The organism is Salipiger sp. CCB-MM3 (genome assembly GCF_001687105.1).
Lineage (GTDB): Bacteria > Pseudomonadota > Alphaproteobacteria > Rhodobacterales > Rhodobacteraceae > Salipiger.
The window spans coordinates 1,292,392-1,308,759 of sequence record NZ_CP014595.1 but is presented as its reverse complement, the minus strand read 5'-3'; the positions used below and the strand labels follow the sequence as shown (position 1 = coordinate 1,308,759).

Here is a 16,368-nt window from a genome sequence, read left to right as displayed (position 1 = left end):
GTCAGGGGCTTAAAGCGCGATTCGACCAAGGTTTGCGCACGCAGATGGCGAGGATTTATGTGGTTTCGGGATCAGTGACATAGATGGAATGGCGTTGTTGCAAATTTTGGTCATAATCTGACCTAATTCGCCAAATAACCGTCACGTAACCCGAGGGCCGTAGTATGCAGGCCGCTCGAAAGGGGTGGGTGATGATCGAGTTCGACATGGTCAGCAAGTCCTTCTGGACCGGAGAACGCCGCAAGGTGATCCTCGACCGTGTGTCCTTTCAAGTGACGCTCGGCGAGAGCGTCGGCATCCTCGCGCCCAATGGCACTGGCAAGACCACGCTGATCCGCATGATGGCGGGGCTGGAAAAGCCCGATGAGGGCGAGATTCGCCGCACGTCGCGCGTGTCCTTCCCGCTCGGCTTCATGGGGGGCGTGATCTCGAAGATCTCGGCGCGGGAGAACGCTCGGTTCATCGCCCGGATGTATGGGCTTGATCCCGAGTATGTCGAGGCGTTCTGCCGCTGGCTCTGTGGGCTCGGAGAGTATTTCGACCAGCCGATCGGCACTTATTCGTCGGGGATGAAGGCACGGTTCACCTTCTCGCTGATGCTGGCGCTGGATTTCGACATCTATCTCATCGACGAGGGGATGCCGAGTTCGACCGACGTCGAGTTCAACCGCAAGGCCGGCGAGATCCTCGCCGAACGTTTGCGGACCACAACCATTGTGATCGTCTCGCACCAGCCAGCGATCCTCGAGAAATTTGCCCGTAAGGCGGCGGTCCTGATGGACGGCAAGCTGCACCAGTTTGAAACCTTGGAAGAAGCGAAAAAGCTCTATGACTATGAAACCCAAGGCTAAGAAATTCCGCATCCGCCGCCCCGACACCGCCGCAGCCGCGCGTTCCGAGGAGATGCCCGAGGCCGCCCCGGCCAAGCCTGAGGGGCTGCCGCGGTTCGCCAACACCGCGTCCGGCGAGTCCAAGGCGCAGACGCCGTCCGACGCCGCGCCGAAGTCCGGCACCACCGATATCGAGGCGATCCGCAGCGAAGGGCTGACCGGTCGCCAGTTGCGGCTCGCGCGCCGGGTGGCGCAGAAGCATGGGCTCGAGCCCGCCTCCGACTATGACGCGGTGCGCCTGCTGCGGGCCCGCGGGATCGATCCGTTCCGCCGCAGCACCATGCTCGAACTGGTGGTGCCCGAGACGGCTGCCGGTGGCGCAGGGCAGGGCGGCGGTGGCGGCACCGCCGCGCAGGCCGCTGTGCCCGCCGTGCAGCCCGATGTGCGCAAGCCCGGCACCCAGCTGCCGCAGACCGTTCCGGCGGGCAAGACCAACCTGCCGTCGACGCAGACCGCCAGCCCGGCGGAGCGCCGCGCCGCCGAGATCATGAAGATCCAGCAGGAGCTGGCCAAGCGCCGCCGCAAGAAGATGGCGCTGCTGCTGACCCGGCTGGCCTTCTTCGTGCTGCTGCCGACGCTGATCGCGGGCTACTATTTCTATGTCGTCGCTACGCCGATGTATGCCACCAAGTCCGAGTTCCTGATCCTCAAGGCCGAAAACTCGGCCTCCTCCATGGGCAGCCTGTTCTCAGGCACGCAATTCGCCACCAATCAGGATGCGATCGCGGTGCAGAGCTACCTGATGTCCAAGGATGCCATGCTGCGGCTCGACCGCGACGAGGGCTTCCGGTCGCATTACCAGCAAGCGTGGATCGACCCCATCCAGCGGCTCGACGAGGATGCCTCGACCGAGGACGCCTTCGCCGTTTACGAGCGCAATATCGACATCGGCTATGACCCGACCGAGGGTGTGGTGAAGATGGAGATCCAAGCCGCCGATCCCGAGACCGCGGCGCGCTTTAGCCGGGCGCTGATCGGATACGCCGAGGACCGCGTGGACAACCTGTCGCTGCGCAAGCGCTCGAACGCGGTGACCGACGCCGAGGTGGGCCTCGAGGAGGCGCAGGCCGACCGTCAGGATGCGCAGGAAAAGCTGGTGCGGCTGCAGCAGCAGGGGTCTGTGATCGACCCCGAAGGCCGGATCGCGGCACTGCGCACGCAGATCAGCAACATCGAAGTGCAGCTTCAGGAGAAGCGGCTGACCCTGCAGGCGCTGCTCGACAACGCCCGCCCCAACAGCAGCCGTGTCGAGGGCGCACGCGGTGACGTGCGCCGTCTCGAGGCGCTGCTCGAGGACCTCAATGCGCAGATGAACACCGCCACCACGGGCGAGGATTCGCTGGCCGAGAAGGCGGTGCAGATCCAACTGGCGCAGGCCGATCTGGCGACCCGCGATCTGATGCTGCAAACCGCGCTCGAGCGGCTGGAGCAGGCGCGGCGCGATGCCGACAGCCAAGCGCGATACCTGACCACCTCGGTCGAGCCGGTGGCCTCTGAGGATCCGAGCTACCCGCGCAGCTTCGAGAACACCATTCTGGCGTTCCTGATCTTCTCGGGCATTTATCTGATGATCTCGCTCACCGCCTCGATCCTGCGCGAGCAGGTGTCGAGCTGAGTCCCCAGCGCGGGCCGGGCCCGCGCCAGACCTTCACGGCAACAAAAAACGCCCGGCCAATGGCCGGGCGTTTGTGGGTCTGAGCCGGGAATGGGGAAAAGGGCTCAGGCCGCTTTGGCGCGGGCGGGCTTGAGGGCTTCGCCCCAAGCGGCCAGCTCGCTGAACATGCCAGCCATGCCATCAACCACGGGCTGGTCGGGGCGCAGCACGCCGTCTTCGCCGATGTAGTTGAACACGAAAGGCACCGGCACCGACTGCGGCAGCGCCATGACGTTCATGTTGACCAGCAGCTGGCGCAGTTCCTGCGCGGCGCGCATGCCGCCCGAAACGCCGCCGTAGCTGACGACAGCTGCGACCTTGCGCTCCCATTCCACCGCGAGCGCCTGAATGGCGTTGACCAGCGCAGCCGAGGGGAAGCTGTTGTATTCCGGGGTCAGGAAGATGAAGGCATCCGCGTCAGCGACCTTCGCGGCCCATTTCTTGGTGTGCTCGTGCTCATAGGCCTGCGCACGCGGGTGGCCAGCTTCGTCGAGCAGCGGCAGGTCGATTTCCTTGAGGTCGACGACTTCGACGTCGAAACCGTTCTGCTGCTTGGCGAGGTCTTCGACCCATTTGCCGACGATGGGCACAATGCGGCCGGGGCGGGTGGAGCCGAGGATGATCTTCAGCTTGAGAGCCATGAGGGTGTCCTTCCGGATAAAATTGGATTGGGTCAGCCCAAGAGGGGAGGAGGGCCGTGCCTTGCCCCATACCTACGCTCTCGCCGTGACGACACAATCCGCCCGCGCGCACAGCGCGGGTGCATCTGTGCACGGGCTCTGCTCATGGCGTTTAAGGTGGATGCAAAAAGGCCCGCCGTTGGGGGCGGGCCTTTCGCAAAGCTTTTGGTCTCAAGACGAGCGTGCGGTTCAGACCTTGTCGGTCAGTTCCGGCACGGCCTCGAAGAGGTCGGCGACGAGGCCGAAGTCGGCGACCTGGAAGATCGGCGCTTCTTCGTCCTTGTTGATCGCGACGATCACCTTGGAGTCTTTCATGCCAGCGAGGTGCTGGATCGCGCCCGAGATACCGACCGCGACGTAGAGGTCCGGTGCCACGACCTTGCCGGTCTGGCCGACCTGCCAGTCGTTCGGGGCAAAGCCAGAGTCCACGGCGGCGCGCGACGCACCCACTGCGGCACCGAGCTTGTCGGCGAGCTTTTCGATCAGCGCGAAGTCCTCTTCCGAGCCGACGCCGCGGCCACCCGAGACGACGATCTTCGCCGAGGTGAGTTCCGGACGATCGCTCTCGGCCATCTTGTCCTCGACCCACTCCGACAGCGCCGGGTTGTCGCCTGCGCCGATGGTCTCGACCGAAGCCGAGCCGGTGGAGGCGGCGGCCTCGAAGGTCGAGGTGCGGAAGGTGATGACCTTCTTGGGGTCCTTCGACTTCACGGTCTGGATGGCGTTGCCGGCGTAGATCGGACGCTCGAAAGTGTCGGCGTCGACCACGGCGGTCACATCGGTCAGGATCATCGCGTCGAGCAGCGCGGCAACGCGCGGCAGGATGTTCTTCGCGTCGGTCGTGGCCGGGGCGACGATGTGCGAATACTCACCGGCGAGCGAGACGATCAGCGCCGCGACCGGCTCGGCGAGGCGGTGGCCGTAGAGCGCGTCCTCGGCGACCAGCACCTTGGCGACGCCGTCGATCTTGGCGGCTTCTTCGGCGGCGGCTGCAGCCGAAGCGCCCGCGGCCAGAACGGTTACGTCGCCCAGTTTCGCCGCGGCGTTCACCGCCTTGGCGGTTGCGTCCAGCGCCAGCGCGCCGTCGTTGATCTCTGCAAGAAGAAGAACAGCCATCAGAGTGCCCCCGCGTCTTTCAGTTTCGCCACGAGCTCGTCGACCGAGCCCACCTTGATGCCGGCAGCGCGCTCTTCGGGCTCCGAGGTCTTGACGATCTCGAGGCGCGGCGAGACATCGACGCCGAAGTCGGCGGCGGTCTTCTCGTCGAGCGGCTTTTTCTTCGCCTTCATGATGTTCGGCAGCGACGCGTAGCGCGGCTCGTTGAGGCGCAGGTCGGCGGTGATGATCGCCGGCAGGCCGACCTTGATGGTCTGCAGGCCGCCGTCGACTTCGCGCGCCACGGTGGCGGCATCGCCCTCGACGTCGAGCGAGTTGGCATAGGTCGCCTGTGCCCAGCCCAGAAGGCCCGCGAGCATCTGGCCGGTGGCGTTCATGTCATTGTCGATCGCCTGCTTGCCCATGATGACAAGGCCCGGGGCCTCTTCCTCGACGATCTTGGCGAGGACCTTGGCGACGGCGAGGGGCTCGATGTCGGTGTGCACGTCATCGGCGGCGGTCACGAGGATGGCGCGGTCAGCTCCCATGGCCAGCGCGGTGCGCAGGGTTTCCTGGCTCTGCTTGACGCCGATCGAGACGACGATCACTTCCTCGGCCTTGCCAGCTTCCTTGAGGCGGATGGCCTCTTCGACGGCGATCTCGTCGAACGGGTTCATCGACATCTTGACGTTGGCAAGATCGACTCCCGTGCCGTCCGCTTTCACGCGGACTTTCACGTTGTAGTCGATCACGCGCTTCACGGGCACAAGCACCTTCATGAGCGGATCACTCCCTTTGTTTCGCCGCAGCAAGCACGGCACTTCTGGTTCTCCCGTGGGGTGATAGCGAAGTGAACGCGAGGGAAACAGTGCCAATTTGGCCAAGCGTGCCAAAACGCCGCTGCGTTAGCGCGCTTGTGTGGACGCGGAGCAGCGCGATGTCGCGGCGGAAATTCGAACGGTCGGAAACGCGTTTCGCGCGTGTTGGCGTTCTGCACAAAAAATAGGCGATGGGCTGAGTTGGTGCCTGATCAGGCTTAGGACGGGCCGAAACTTGATTCGCAGACCTTGGTTCAGAGGGGGCGTCGGGTCGCTTTCAGCGGAGCCAAACGGCAAAAGGGCCACCCGAAGGCGGCCCCTTGTTTGAGGTTTCAGCCCTGCCTGCCGTGGCAGATCAGGTGAACGTATTGTCCCGCGGGAAGCCGCGCGGCGCCATACGGCCCGCGGTGGCGCGCTTGGCGATCCACTCGCTGAGGTCGGATTGGGTGCGGGTGCGCCCGGCCGGGTCCTTCCAAGTGAGGCCGTCGGCCAGCGTGAAGGTTGTCAGGTCCGACAGGCCGCCATCCTTGTACTTCTGCAGGCGCACGCCCTTGCCCCGGCCCATCTCGGGCAGTTCGTCGAGCATAAAGACCAGCACCTTGCGGTTCTCGCCGACCACGGCCACCGCGTCGCCCGTCACTGGCTTGCAGATCTTGGCGAAGGCGGGCTCTCGGACGTTGAGGGCCTGCTTGCCCGCGCGGGTCTGCGCCAGAACATCCGCCTCGGGCACCACGAAGCCGTCCCCGGCAGAGGAGGCCAGAAGCAGCTTGCGGCCCGGCACATGCGCGAAAATGTCGATGATCTGCGCCTCGTTGGGCAGATCGACCATCAGCCGCAGCGGCTCGCCCATGCCGCGCCCGCCGGGCAGGTTGGCGGCAGAGATCGTGTAGAAGCGCCCGTTCGAGCCGAAGACCAGCAGGCGGTCCGTCGTCTCGGCGTGGAAGATGAAGCGCGGGCCGTCGCCGTCCTTGAACTTCAGTTCCGAGTTCAGGTCGATGTGGCCCTTCATCGCGCGGATCCAGCCCATCTGCGAGCAGACCACGGTGATCGGCTCGCGCTCGATCATCGCTTCCAGCGGCACTTCCTCGACCTCGCCCGCTTCGGCGAAGGCGGTGAGGCGCGCACCCCGCTCGAGATCCTTGGTGAAGGCCTTCTTCACCTCGCGCAATTCGCCCGAGATACGCTTCCACTGCAGGTCTTCGCTGGCCAGAAGGTCTTCGAGACCGGCGCGCTCTTCCATCAGCTTGTCGCGCTCGGCGACCAGTTCCATCTCTTCGAGCTTGCGCAAGCTGCGCAGGCGCATGTTGAGGATGGCTTCGGTCTGCACCTCGGTCAGGCCGAACTCGTCTTCGCCCGACACCGGGGCAGGGGAGACGTAATCGGCCTCGGAGGTGGCACGGGCGGTCTTGCGGCCCCAGTCCTCGCGCATCAGCGCGGCCTTGGGGTCCTCATCATAGCGGATGATGTCGATGACGCGGTCGAGGTTGAGGAAGGCGATGATCAGCCCTTCCAGCACCTCGAGACGGTGGTCGATCTTCTCCATCCGGTGCCGCGAGCGGCGGCACAGCACGTCGCGCCGGAAATCGAGGAAGGCGCGCAGCACCTCTTTCAGCGAGCAGACCTTTGGCGTCACGCCGTCGATCAGCACGTTCATGTTGAGCGAGAAGCGAATCTCCAGATCGCTGTTCTTGAACAGCAGGTTCATCAGCAGATCGGGGTCGATGTTCTTGCTCTTGGGCTCCAGCACCATGCGGATGTCTTCGGCGCTCTCGTCCCGGATGTCGGCGAGGATCGGCACCTTCTTGGTCTGGATCAACTCGGCCAGCCGCTCGACCAGCTTGGACTTCTGCACCTGATAGGGGATCTCGGTAACCACGACCTGCCATTGTCCGCGGCCAAGGTCCTCGACCTCCCATTTCGCGCGCAGGCGGATCGAGCCGCGTCCGGTGGCATAGGCCTGCGCGATGTTCTCGCGCGACTCGACAATCACCCCGCCGGTGGGGAAATCGGGACCGGGCACATATTGCAGCAGCGTCTCGTCCAGCGCGTTCGGCGACTTGATGAGATGCAGGCTGGCGTCGATCAGCTCGCCAATGTTGTGCGGCGGAATGTTGGTCGCCATGCCCACCGCGATGCCCGACGAGCCGTTGGCCAGCAGGTTGGGATAGGAGGCGGGCAGCACCACGGGCTCTTCGAGACGGCCATCGTAGTTCGGGCGGTAGTCCACCGCGTCCTCGTCGAGACCCTGCAGCAGCGCCTCGGCCATGATGGTCATCCGCGCCTCGGTATAACGCGAGGCCGCCGGGTTATCGCCGTCGATGTTGCCAAAGTTGCCCTGACCGTCGACCAGCGGGTAGCGGATGGTGAAGTCCTGCGCGAGGCGCGCCATGGCGTCATAGATCGCCGCGTCGCCATGCGGGTGGAAATCCCCCATCGTGTCGCCGGAGATTTTTGCCGACTTCAGGAAGCCTCCGCTGGAACTAAGTCGCAGCCGGCGCATTGCATAAAGGATACGACGATGCACGGGCTTGAGCCCGTCACGGGCGTCTGGCAGCGCCCGGTTCATGATCGTCGACAGAGCATAGGTCAGGTACCGCTCGCCGATTGCCCGGCGCAGGGTCTCTGCCACGTTACGAGGGTTCATGTTGGGGTCATCGACGATATCGTTCATGCATATTGTGATACCCGCGCAGAAAAGCGCGGGCAAGCGATCCGCACCGCGAATTCCATTCAGAGCGGATTTTTCCAGATTCCCGCTTAAGGCGAGCGCGCAAATCGGCTATGCTGAGCGTGACGCCGAGTATTGGAACGGTGCGCCAGCGGCCTTTTTCAGCCAGCCCTTTTCTGTTCAGGAGATTTCAGCATGAAACGCCTTATGGTGCTTACTTTTGGCCTTCTGGGCTGGGCTTGGTATTCAATGTCCGGAGGCGCGGAATTCTCCGCCGGAACCAATGGTGTCGATCTGCCGATGATGGTCCGCGCAGCCGAGGCCGAAACTCTGCCCGCAGCTTCAGCAGACGCCGCCGTTGAGCCTGAGGTGACCCGCGCCAGCACCGCCTCGCTCACCGATGTGGGGCCCGCCGAATCGCAGGCGACTGTGACCGAGGCGAAGGTCACTGGGGCGGCGGCGACAGCCAAGAGCATGGACCTTGCGCTGGCGGCAGTGCCCGACAAACCCATCGCGGCCAGCTTCGAGCCCGAAAGCGCCGAGCCTGAGACGCCCGCGGATCTGCGCAAGGTCACCGGCAGCCGGGTCAACCTGCGCTATGGTCCGGGCACCAGCTACAGCGTCGTCGGTCAGCTCGGCGAAGGCGACCGCGTCGAGGTGCTCAGCGATCCCGGCGATGGCTGGGTGAAGCTGCAGGCGCAAGATGGCGGTACCGCTGGCTGGATGTATGACGCCTATCTCGCCGCCGCTGTAAATTGAGGCGGTGAACTAAGGCTGTGACCTGAGGCGGCGGAGTGAGCCGCCAGCGATTGCAGCCCCCGCCCGCCTCGCCTATCCCGGTCTCTGCGAACAGGAGACCGGCGTATGGCATTGAGTACCGAACAGGCTGCGACAGAATCCCGAAAATCCATTCTGATCACCGGCTGCTCGTCGGGCATCGGCGCTGCGGCGGCCCGCGGGCTGCGCGCCCGTGGCTGGCGGGTGTTCGCCAGTTGCCGCAGCGAAGAGGATTGCGCCCGGCTGCGGACCGAAGGCTTCGAGAGCCCGCGGCTCGACTATGCCGACGAGGCCTCGATGAAGGCGGCGTTGGCAGAGGTACTGGCGACCACCGGCGGGACGCTCGACGCGCTCTACAACAATGGCGCCTACGCGGTGCCGGGGGCGCTCGAGGATCTGCCCACCGGCGCGCTGCGCGAGATCTTCGAGGTCAACCTCTTCGGCTGGCACACGCTGACCCGCATGGTGATCCCGGTGATGCGCGCGCAGGGGCACGGGCGGATCATCAACTGCTCGTCGGTTCTGGGGCTGGTGCCAATGCCGTGGCGCGGGGCCTATGTGTCGACCAAACACGCGCTCGAAGGGCTGACCGACGTGCTGCGCATCGAGATGTCGGACACGCCGATCAAGGTGATCCTCGTCGAGCCCGGCCCGATCACCTCGAAGATCCGCGCCAATTCCGTCCCCCATTTCGAGCGTTGGGTGAACTGGCAGGACAGCCCGCGCCGCGCGCAATACGAAGGCTCGTTGCGCAAGCGGCTCTATGCGGCCCCGCAAGAGGACACATTCGAGCTGCCCGCCTCGGCGGTCACCGAAAAGCTGATCCGCGCCTTGGAGAGCGATCATCCCGCGCCGCGCTATTATGTCACCACGCCGACCCACATCATGGGCACGCTGCGCCGCCTGCTGCCGTCGCGCCTGCTCGACTGGATCATCGAACGCACCCGCTAACTGCAGGAGGCGCGGTGGAGCGCGCTAAGGTCGCAGCCGCGCGCCTTCGCTTTTGGCCGCGAACCGGCTATGTGGGAAGCAAGAGGATAGGGAGGCAAATCCATGCGCGATGACCCGCTGTTTCTGGTCGTTGCCGTCGTGATGATGGCGGTCGTGGGCATTCTGCTCTTCGGCATCGGCTCTTTCGCGAAGGGAGGCGCCTTCAACAAGAAATACGCCAACAAGGCGATGCGCTGGCGCATCATCGCGCAATTTGCGGCGGTGGTGCTCATCCTCGTCTTTGTGCTGATCCGGAGAAGCTGAATGGTCGTGCTCAACAAGATTTACACCCGCACTGGCGACAAGGGTGACACGGCGCTGGTCGATGGCTCGCGCGTGCCGAAATTCGCGCCGCGGGTCGAGGCCTATGGCACGGTGGACGAGCTGAACTCGGTGGTCGGGCTGGCGCGGCTGCACGCGGACCCGGCGCTGGATGCGAAACTCGCGCTCATCCAGAACGATCTTTTCGATCTCGGCTCCGACCTTGCCCGCCCCGATATGGCCAAGGACGCCGAGGCCGGCTACCCGGTGCTGCGCCTGACGCAGGCGCAGGTCGACCGGCTCGAGACCGAGATGGACGCGATGACCGCCCAGCTCGAACCGCTGCGCAGCTTCGTGCTGCCCGGCGGCACGGCGGCCTCCGCCTTCCTGCACCAGTGCCGCACCGTCGCCCGCCGCGCCGAGCGCCGCGCGGTGGAACTGGCCACGCTGGAGGAGGTGAACCGCCCGGCGGTGACCTATCTCAATCGGCTCAGCGACTGGTTCTTCTGCGCCGCGCGTATGTCCAATGATGGCGGCGCGGCGGATGTGCTCTGGGTGCCCGGCGCCAACCGCGACTGAGAAAGAGAGGGGGCGCTGCCCCCTCGTCGCTGCGCGCCTCACCCCCAGCGTATTTTCCGAAGAGAAGAAGGACCGAAGTTCCCAAGGCTTCTTCTCTTTCCAAATGCGCATATCCGAAGCGTGCCGGAGGCGCGGCGTCAGAGCGGTTCGGCCTCCAGCCACACGCCGCCCTCGGGGCGCAAGGTGAGGATCATCACCGGCTCCGGCGCGCGGCCCTCGACGGCGCTGAAGCGAAAGCGCTTCAGCAGCGATGCAAGCACGATCAGCGCCTCCTGCAGTGCGAAAGCCGCGCCAATGCAGATCCGCGGCCCGTCGCCGAAGGGCAGATAGGCGTAGCGCGGCGGCTTTTCCAGAAAGCGGTCGGGCCGGAAAGCGTCTGGATCTTCCCACAGGCGATGACTGCGGTGCAGCGCGTAGATCGGGATCATCACCGTATCGCCGGGCTTGATCTCGCGCCCGCAGAGCTCGTCCGGCACCTGCGCCGTGCGCGAGACGATCCCCGCGGGCGGATAAAGCCGCAGCGTCTCGTCGATCACCCGGCGCAGATAGGGCAGTTCAGCCACCTCGGCGGCGCTGGCGGTACCGCCGCTGACCCCCGCCATGACCTCGTCCCGCGCGCGCTCCTGCGCCTCGGGATCGAACGCCAGCAGGTAGAGCGCCCACGACAGGGTGATCGCCGTGGTTTCATGCCCGGCGACGATGAAGGTCAGCAGGTTGTCGCGCAGCTCGGCGGTGTTCATGCGGCGCGTGGTTTCCGGGTCCTCGCCGGCCAGCAGCAAATCCAGCAGGTCCGGCACCTCGCGCGGTCCACGGGCAGCGCGGTCGTCAATGGCGGCATCCGCCACGCGCTTCATCTCGGTCAGCCCGCCCGCCGAGCGCATGCGCCCCGGGCGGGGCACCCAATCGGGCAGGCCCAGCACGTCGAACAGCGAGATCCGCCCGGCCTCGGCGATATAGCCGTCGATCGCCCGATGCACCGCGTCGCGGGCAAAGGCCTCGCCGCCGGAAAAGGTGACTTCCGAGATCACGTCGAAGGTCGTGGTGACCATCTCTTCGTAGAGGTCGACCGCGCGTCCCTGCTGTGCGGCGATCCGCTGCGCCGCCCGGTCCGCCGCGCCGGCCATGATCGGGCCGAGGTTGCTCATATTGCGGGCGGAGAAGGCGGGGGCGGCGGCGCGCCGCTGCCAGCGCCATTGCGCGCCCTCGGCGACGAACATCGACTCGCCGATCGCCGGGCGCAGCAGGTTCTTGGTGACCATCGACTTAGGGTAGTCGTCGAGCCGTTCGAGCAGCACTTCGCGGATCGCGCCCGGCTCCATCAGCATATGCCAGCGCGCGCCGGTACGGCCCGACACCATCGGCGTGCGGGTCGCGAGGTCGGGGATGATCGCCAGCAGATTGCGCCGCGCCGCCCGCAGGCTGGCCAGAATGCCCAAGGGTTCGGTCACCAGCGGCGCGCGCACCGGCAGCGGTGCGGGGCTTTGGGGTTCGGACGACGTTTCGATCATGTCACACCTCTTAGCAGAAGATAGGTGCGCCGAGGGCCACGGCAAAGCCGGGAGATTGCCAGCGCCGCCGCCGTCGGGCTATCCCTCGGGCCCCAGTGTTTGCCGAAAGTTCGACCATGTTCCGCCTTGCCGCCGCCCTTGCCATGTTTCTCGGGCTCACCGCCTGCGCCAACGGCCAGCGCAATCTTGAGAAACCGGCGGAGCCGCTGGGCAATTTCAAGCTCGGCTTTTCCGAGGTGGTGGCGCCCAACATCGTCAAGGGACCGCTGTCGCGCGAGGCCAGCGCCGAGGAATGGACAGCCGCGGTGGATCACGCCATCGAGGAGCGCTTCGACCGGCAGGGCGGCGAGAAATACTATCACATCGGCACCAGCGTCGAAGGCTATGTGCTGGCCCAGCCCGGCGTGCCTCTGGTGTTCAGCCCCAAGTCGGCGCTGATCCTGAAGGTGACAATCTGGGATGATGCGGCGCAGAAAAAGCTCAACGACACGCCCGAGCAGATCACCGTGATGGAGGCGATCACCCCCGAAACGCTGGCGGGCTCTGGGCTGACCCAGTCGAAGGCCGAGCAGATGCGCAACCTCTCGGCCAATGCGGCGCTGCAGATCGAGATGTGGATGCGCCGCGAGTTGCGCGCGCAGGGCTGGTTCGGCGGCGAGGCGGCGCAGGATGCGGCGGAAGCGCGTCTCGCGGCGGCCAACACGGAGGCCGAAACCGCTGCGCAGGAGCGTCCGGGCGCGGGGTAGGAGGCCGAAATTGCCGCTGCGACATCGGCCAAGGCTGGCCGAGAGCGCGAAACCGTGACCGAATAACCGCGCTTCGAAGCCGCCATTTGTCAACAGACGCTTGATTTTCTGCTCTCGACTCAATAAACGGCCCGCGATGCGAAACCGGGTCGCAGTCGACCCCCTAGAGGTGAGACGTCTGTAAAGATGGCAAAGGAAAAGTTTGAGCGCGGCAAACCGCACTGCAACATCGGCACGATCGGTCACGTTGACCACGGCAAAACCACGCTGACCGCAGCGATCACCAAATACTTCGGTGACTTCCGTGCGTACGACCAGATCGACGGCGCGCCGGAAGAAAAAGCACGCGGCATCACGATCTCGACCGCGCACGTGGAATACGAGACCGAAGCACGCCACTACGCACACGTGGACTGCCCCGGTCACGCCGACTACGTGAAGAACATGATCACCGGCGCGGCGCAGATGGACGGCGCGATCCTGGTTGTGAACGCAGCTGACGGCCCGATGCCGCAGACCCGCGAGCACATCCTTCTGGGCCGCCAGGTGGGTATCCCCGCCATGGTCGTGTTCCTGAACAAGGTCGACCAGGTGGACGATCCGGAACTGCTCGAGCTGGTGGAAATGGAAGTCCGCGAGCTGCTGTCCGAGTACGACTTCCCGGGCGACGACATTCCGATCATCGCAGGCTCGGCTCTGGCCGCAATGGAAGGCCGCGATCCGGAAATCGGCGAAGAGAAGATCAAGGAACTGATGGCTGCTGTGGATGAGTACATCCCGCAGCCGGAGCGTGCCGTTGACCAGCCGTTCCTGATGCCGATCGAAGACGTGTTCTCGATCTCGGGCCGCGGCACCGTTGTGACCGGCCGTGTGGAGCGTGGCGTTGTGAACGTCGGCGACGAACTGGAAATCGTCGGCATCCGCGACACCAAGAAAACCACCTGTACCGGTGTGGAAATGTTCCGCAAGCTGCTCGACCGCGGTGAAGCAGGCGACAACATCGGCGCCCTGCTGCGCGGCATCGACCGTGAAGGCGTTGAGCGTGGTCAGGTTCTGTGTAAGCCGGGTTCGGTGAAGCCGCACACCAAGTTCGAGTGTGAGGTCTACATCCTGACCAAGGAAGAAGGTGGCCGTCACACGCCGTTCTTCGCGAACTACCGTCCGCAGTTCTACTTCCGCACCACCGACGTGACCGGCACCGTGACCCTCCCCGAGGGCACCGAGATGGTCATGCCGGGCGACAACCTGAAGTTCACCGTCGAACTGATCGCACCGATCGCGATGGAAGACGGCCTGCGTTTCGCCATCCGTGAAGGTGGCCGGACCGTGGGTTCGGGCGTCGTCTCGAAAATCCTCGAGTGATGAACGCGCGCCCGGCACCTACGCCGGGCAGCAGATCGGGAAAGGGCCGCCTCTGGGCGGCCCTTTTTCGTTGGTGAAGTATAGTGTGCCGGGCCGCCTTCGCGGGGGGAGCGCTGCGGGCGGCTCAGGGCGCAGGCCACATCGTCGCGGGACTGATAGGCCTCAAACACAACTGCGCCCCCGCAGGGCTCTGCGGGGGCGCGTTGCGTCTGGTGCTGAGAAGTTGTGCGGGCGCGGCCCTCAAGCCGCGGCCGGCGGAGCTCAGTTCAGCGACTGAATCAGCGCTTCGGTCACGCCGATTTTCTTGGCTGCGCCTTCGGTCTGCTGCAGCGTGTGCGCCACGGCGACGATCTGCTGGTCGCTCAGGCCCGAGAGGTCGGCGTTCGGCACGTTCGCCTCGATCACGCGCGCGGCGTTTGCGGCGGCGGAGGGGGCTGCGGAGGCAACTCCGGTCAGGGCTGCGGTGGCGATGAGAGTGGATGCGATAAGCGTTTTCATGGGAGGTTCCTTCCGTAACTTTGAAGCGGGCATTCTGCGATGCCATTGTGCTTTGATCCGCGTTTGGGCGCGGGGGGGCTTGGCGGACGGGCCGGTCAGAGCGGCTGGCCCATCCGTCTGGTCTGCGTGCTCACGCCGCGAAGGGCGTGGCAGGCGATCAATTCAGGGTCTCGATCAGCGCCTTTGCGACGGCTGCTTTCTGCGAGGCGTTGTCGAGGTCATCCACGGTTTGCACAACCGAGATGAGCTCGGCGTCGCTCAGGCCGGACAGGTTGGTGCCGGGCACGAGCTGCTGCAGCTCTTTCTGTGCGGGAGCTGCGGTAGCGGTAGCAGCCGAAGCGGCGCCGGTCAGAGCGGCAGTGGCAACGAGGGCGGATGCGATAAGAGTTTTCATAACGACGTTCCTTTTTACTCCTGGATCAGCGGTGGCGTCAGGCGTCGCCGCGTCCCGTTTCGTTTCGGGATGAGTGATAAATCGTTATTCCACGGCCATTTAGCAAATCACGGGAACGCTCACAGAAGATCGCGAAAGCGTGCACTTGAAAGTGAGCACGCAAATCCCAATGAGTTCATAAACCGCACAAAATAGGGGCAATTGAACTATCGAGTTTAGTTTTAGCCTGTCCATTTTCGTGAAGATTAGTTCGAAAACCCCGGGGTTTCCAAAAAAGAGCCGGACACTGTGCGAAAATGAACAGAGGCGAGGGGAAGGTGGCGGTGACGCGACAACTGCATGAAATTTAAGTAACATTTCATGACCTGCCGGGACTTGCCCTTTGCGGCGCCCAATGTACATTTTTGCCATGCAAAACCTTGTGCCGCGCCCCGCAGATCTTATCGAAACCGGATTCGTCCTCGACGGGCCCACCGCCGGGCGCAGACTCACGCCCGCTGAGGCCCCCGAGGTGCTGCGCAGCGAGACTTTGGGCTGGGTTCACCTCAAAGCCTCACACGCGGATGCGCCGGGATGGATCGTCGATAACCTCTCGTATCTCGATCCGACGATCATCGACGCGCTGGTCGCTGAAGAGACCCGGCCGCGCATCACGCGGATTGGCGACGGGTTGATCGTCATCCTGCGCGGGATCAACACGATCGAGGGCGACGATCCCGAGGACATGGTCTCGATCCGGCTCTGGATCGACCAGCAGCGCATCGTCAGCCTGTCGCGCCGGAAGGTGCGGGCGGTGGACGATATCGCTCAGGCGCTCGAGCTTGGGGGCGGACCTAAGGATTGCGCGGAATTCCTGTCTCTGCTGGTCGAGCGGCTGACCTACCGGATCGAATCCTTCTGGCGCGGCATCGAGGAGGAGGCTGACCAGCTTGAAGAGGATGTGCTGGAAGAGACCCATGACGCCATGCGTCAGCAACTGGTCGAATTGCGCCGCCGTGCGATCATCCTGCGCCGCTACCTGCTGCCGCAGCGCGACGCGCTGAAGGTGCTGCAAACCAGCCATCCCGATTGGCTCGAAGCCGACGACCTGCGCCAGATGGAAGAGGAACTGGACGCGATCGAGCGTGTGGTCGAAGACGCGGATGCGATGCGCGAGCGGATGGCGCTGGTGCGCGACGAGCTTGCGGGGCAACTGTCGGACCGGCTCAATCGCAACATGTATATGCTGTCGGTGCTGTCAGCGCTGTTCTTGCCACTGGGCTTTCTCACGGGGCTCTTTGGCATCAACGTCGCGGGGATGCCGGGCGCGGGCGAGCCCATGGCCTTCTGGATGTTCTGTGGCGGTCTGGCGGTGGTCGTGGGGCTGCAGCTGCTGATCCTGCGCCGTCTGCGCTGGATTTAGGGCGGCTGGATTTAGGGCGCGGGTGTAGGGCGCAGAGCCCCGCAGC

At 64.8% G+C, this 16,368-nt stretch carries 17 protein-coding genes; 10 read left to right on the top strand and 7 right to left on the bottom strand.

Features of this window, described 5'->3' with window-relative positions:
• Window positions 1-191 precede the first annotated feature (191 nt).
• Entirely contained in the window at window positions 192-851 is a 660-nt protein-coding gene (locus AYJ57_RS06390; RefSeq protein WP_066102786.1) for an ABC transporter ATP-binding protein, read from the top strand.
• Window positions 829-2,505: a capsule biosynthesis protein gene (locus AYJ57_RS06385; RefSeq protein WP_066102783.1), complete on the top strand. Its 1,677-nt coding sequence runs from the start codon at window positions 829-831 to the stop codon at window positions 2,503-2,505. Before AYJ57_RS06390 ends, AYJ57_RS06385 begins: the two co-directional genes overlap by 23 nt.
• A gap of 104 nt (window positions 2,506-2,609) precedes the next feature.
• On the opposite strand, the gene AYJ57_RS06380 is transcribed toward AYJ57_RS06385, so the two are convergent.
• From AYJ57_RS06380 to AYJ57_RS06365, 4 genes are all read right to left on the bottom strand, one after another.
• Entirely contained in the window at window positions 2,610-3,185 is a 576-nt protein-coding gene (locus AYJ57_RS06380; RefSeq protein ID WP_066102781.1) for an NADPH-dependent FMN reductase, read from the bottom strand.
• 228 nt (window positions 3,186-3,413) lie between these two features.
• On the bottom strand, window positions 3,414-4,340 hold the full coding sequence (locus AYJ57_RS06375) for an electron transfer flavoprotein subunit alpha/FixB family protein (RefSeq protein ID WP_066102778.1): 927 nt from the start codon (window positions 4,338-4,340) through the stop codon (window positions 3,414-3,416).
• Window positions 4,340-5,098 (bottom strand): electron transfer flavoprotein subunit beta/FixA family protein, encoded by a 759-nt coding sequence (locus AYJ57_RS06370; RefSeq protein ID WP_066102775.1) that lies wholly within the window; start codon window positions 5,096-5,098, stop codon window positions 4,340-4,342. Before AYJ57_RS06370 ends, AYJ57_RS06375 begins: the two co-directional genes overlap by 1 nt.
• 394 nt (window positions 5,099-5,492) lie before the next feature.
• Window positions 5,493-7,808 (bottom strand): DNA topoisomerase IV subunit A, encoded by a 2,316-nt coding sequence (locus AYJ57_RS06365; RefSeq protein ID WP_066102770.1) that lies wholly within the window; start codon window positions 7,806-7,808, stop codon window positions 5,493-5,495.
• Here AYJ57_RS06365 and AYJ57_RS25840 point away from each other — a divergent pair.
• From AYJ57_RS25840 to AYJ57_RS06345, 5 genes are all read left to right on the top strand, one after another.
• Window positions 7,807-8,004 (top strand): hypothetical protein, encoded by a 198-nt coding sequence (locus AYJ57_RS25840; RefSeq protein ID WP_157373989.1) that lies wholly within the window; start codon window positions 7,807-7,809, stop codon window positions 8,002-8,004. The genes AYJ57_RS06365 and AYJ57_RS25840 overlap by 2 nt on opposite strands.
• Entirely contained in the window at window positions 8,001-8,564 is a 564-nt protein-coding gene (locus tag AYJ57_RS06360) for an SH3 domain-containing protein (RefSeq protein ID WP_066102768.1), read from the top strand. Before AYJ57_RS25840 ends, AYJ57_RS06360 begins: the two co-directional genes overlap by 4 nt.
• A gap of 105 nt (window positions 8,565-8,669) precedes the next feature.
• Window positions 8,670-9,533, top strand: coding sequence for an SDR family NAD(P)-dependent oxidoreductase (locus tag AYJ57_RS06355; protein WP_066102765.1), 864 nt, complete (start codon window positions 8,670-8,672; stop codon window positions 9,531-9,533).
• Between the two features lie 102 nt (window positions 9,534-9,635).
• On the top strand, window positions 9,636-9,836 hold the full coding sequence (locus AYJ57_RS06350) for a twin transmembrane helix small protein (RefSeq protein WP_066102764.1): 201 nt from the start codon (window positions 9,636-9,638) through the stop codon (window positions 9,834-9,836).
• Window positions 9,837-10,412 carry a cob(I)yrinic acid a,c-diamide adenosyltransferase gene (locus AYJ57_RS06345; RefSeq protein ID WP_066102761.1) on the top strand — a complete coding sequence of 192 codons (576 nt, stop codon included), beginning with the start codon at window positions 9,837-9,839 and terminating at the stop codon, window positions 10,410-10,412. It abuts the gene before it with no gap.
• Between the two features lie 137 nt (window positions 10,413-10,549).
• Here AYJ57_RS06345 and AYJ57_RS06340 read toward each other — a convergent pair whose 3' ends face one another.
• Complete coding sequence (locus AYJ57_RS06340) at window positions 10,550-11,920, bottom strand: cytochrome P450 (RefSeq protein WP_066102753.1); 1,371 nt, start codon at window positions 11,918-11,920, stop codon at window positions 10,550-10,552.
• Between the two features lie 116 nt (window positions 11,921-12,036).
• Here AYJ57_RS06340 and AYJ57_RS06335 point away from each other — a divergent pair, with 116 nt between their 5' ends.
• Together AYJ57_RS06335 and tuf are read left to right on the top strand one after the other, a co-directional pair.
• A complete protein-coding gene (locus tag AYJ57_RS06335; RefSeq protein ID WP_066102750.1) occupies window positions 12,037-12,666 on the top strand; it encodes a hypothetical protein in 630 nt (209 codons plus the stop codon).
• A 186-nt stretch (window positions 12,667-12,852) separates the two neighbouring features.
• Entirely contained in the window at window positions 12,853-14,028 is a 1,176-nt protein-coding gene (gene tuf / locus AYJ57_RS06330; protein ID WP_066102746.1) for an elongation factor Tu, read from the top strand.
• 261 nt (window positions 14,029-14,289) lie between these two features.
• Here tuf and AYJ57_RS06325 read toward each other — a convergent pair whose 3' ends face one another.
• Window positions 14,290-14,526: a hypothetical protein gene (locus AYJ57_RS06325; protein WP_066102743.1), complete on the bottom strand. Its 237-nt coding sequence runs from the start codon at window positions 14,524-14,526 to the stop codon at window positions 14,290-14,292.
• Window positions 14,527-14,683: 157 nt separating this feature from the next.
• Window positions 14,684-14,920, bottom strand: coding sequence for a hypothetical protein (locus AYJ57_RS06320; protein ID WP_066102740.1), 237 nt, complete (start codon window positions 14,918-14,920; stop codon window positions 14,684-14,686).
• A gap of 394 nt (window positions 14,921-15,314) precedes the next feature.
• Here AYJ57_RS06320 and AYJ57_RS06315 point away from each other — a divergent pair, with 394 nt between their 5' ends.
• Window positions 15,315-16,322, top strand: coding sequence for a zinc transporter ZntB (locus AYJ57_RS06315; RefSeq protein ID WP_237220202.1), 1,008 nt, complete (start codon window positions 15,315-15,317; stop codon window positions 16,320-16,322).
• Window positions 16,323-16,368: the final 46 nt, after the last annotated feature.